Source organism: Erwinia sp. MYb416 (assembly GCF_037479575.1).
GTDB lineage: Bacteria > Pseudomonadota > Gammaproteobacteria > Enterobacterales > Enterobacteriaceae > Erwinia > Erwinia rhapontici.
This window is the reverse complement of the sequence record NZ_JBBGYT010000021.1, coordinates 1-2,265: the sequence shown is the minus strand read 5'-3', so window position 1 is coordinate 2,265 and position 2,265 is coordinate 1. Positions and strand designations below refer to the sequence as shown.

Genomic DNA, 2,265 nt, shown 5'->3' with positions numbered 1-2,265 from the left:
CTATATTTTTATTACCTTTGTCGGATGGCGCAATCCATTTTTTGTTAGGAAGAATACGGCACTTACTTCGTCCTTCATCCCATTTTGCATTCAGTATGCTTATCGTTGGGTCCCAGCCGCGAATAAATGCCATCCCATTTTGTCCGATAATACCCTGGCTTATGCCATTCTCATTGAACAATTCTGTGCCTATCGGCAGATAACTATTATCAGAGCGTTTAACAATAAGTATGTAAGGCGTTCCAACAATTGTCTTCATGTTAACCAAAATGGCTGATCCCGCTCTTGGCACAACTGTGCTTTCACTTTCTAGCACATCAACTGTTGCGGGTAGTCCTCTCGTATCGATAGAAACTCTGTTTTCCCGATACGCTGTTAATGAAGGCATAATGGCATACCCATTTGAGTCGACTTTCGAACCATAACCATTTAATAGTTTGGCACCCCTTCCTCCTGGAGCATTGATGATAGCAAAGGGAGAATCACCTATAGGTGGACCCGCCGTGATACCGCCCTGATGACCGACAATACTTCCGTTAGCGGACAAAGAGACCTGATTAGTTGATTTATTATCAGCCGATGCTGTCAGGCCGAGGTTTCCTATAGGGGAACGATAGAAAGCATTGCCAGAGACAGTTTCCTTAGTGCCCTCATTATGACTGTTCGTTGTTGTTGTCCCAATCCCATAGTTCAGTTCATTCATTTCACCCTGGCTACCATTGGCATTGACCTGCAGGGAAGATCCACCTCCCTCATCGTGCGTCAGAGTGGTATAGATTGAGCTAAAGACTGGCTGACTGCTGATACTCCGGCCAAGTGGTATGTTGAAAGACAACATATAAGTGTTCTCATTTCTACGATTACTATTCATCGTTCGCATACCCGTAAGTGAGTAAGAAAAATATTTTTCAGACTTATTATAGGTTAGGGAGTATTGTCTGGTCCCGGATCTATTGTCCCAGTATTTATACATGCTACCAGTGAAGTTCAGATAAGCATCATTCCATAATCGCTGGCCAATAGTCAGGGTCAGACGTTGTTTTGCTCGATAATCTGATTCTTGGTTATTTCTAGAAGCGTATCGCTCAAGGCTTGCTTCTCTAAATGTATAATATCCTGCCGTTGAGTACTTATAAGCAGCAAGAGTAAAATCTGTATTTGTTGTTTCCAGGTAGCGACTAAAACCTACTCTAAAACTATTGCCAGCTTTGTTTTTATTTTCAGAAATTTGGCTTTTTGCGTGTGTGACATCCACCGAGAAACCACCAATTGGTGTGTTAAATGCATTACCCAAGGCCGTTGAATAGAAATGTTCCGAAAGTTGCCCGCCGCCATACAGTGTGTACATATTGCCCACACCGTACTGGTACACGCCCTGCATTACCTTCGGTTTCGTTCTTAATTTATCTTCTCTGAGCTCCCCTGCATTGACACTAAACAAAGATACACCCTGATGTAGTAACATCGGTGGTGCAGAGAATGGAATGCTTTGACTTTTGACTCGACCATCGGCTTCTGTTACCGTCATTTCGAGGTCTCCACCATATCCCATTGCCCCAACATCAGTAAGCTCAAACGGGCCAGGCGGAACCACAGTTTCATATACTGTCTGCCCACGCTGAGTAATGGTGACTTTGGCATTGGTTTCTGCCACGCCTCTAATTACAGGAACGTAGTTTCTTAATCCTTCGGGCAGCATACGTTCATCTGATTGTAAAATAATGCCTCGAATATTATAACTGTCGAATACATCTCCTCTGGTATTACTATCACCTATTGTGAGGCTGCTTTGTAACCGAATGATGTCTGTTTGAGCAAAACCAAATAAATTTTGCGTATTCGAAGTCCCACGGCTGGACATGCCTACGTTCAGACGCTTTCTGAAACGCCATCCTTTAGCATTGAATCCTGTCTGCATACCGATATTGCCAGTATAAATAATGTTATTACTTCTGGATCCGTACTTTGAACCAGTATAACTTCGATACATATTAGCATTGTAATCAAGGAAAATCGCGGGAACGCCTGCATCCCAAAGGCTGGGGTCAATATAACCTCGCGGATGATAAATAATATTAACCTGTGGTACAGTAATGTTTAACTCATAATCACCTGCGTTATAGTTCACCGAACTATCTTCGATGACACTTTGCAATGTAAAACTGATCTCTTTCTGTTTTTTATCAGTTTGTAGAGGTGTATTATTCTCTGAATTTAATTTTATCCCAATATTTTTTAGATCCTGCAGTGTAAAGTGCGGCTGAG

Annotated in this window: 1 protein-coding gene; it reads right to left on the bottom strand. The window is 42.3% G+C overall.

All coding sequences use genetic code 11. The features are described from left to right. A partial coding sequence (locus WH277_RS00175) for a fimbria/pilus outer membrane usher protein (RefSeq protein WP_339503653.1) occupies positions 1-2,265 on the bottom strand: 2,265 nt, incomplete at both ends.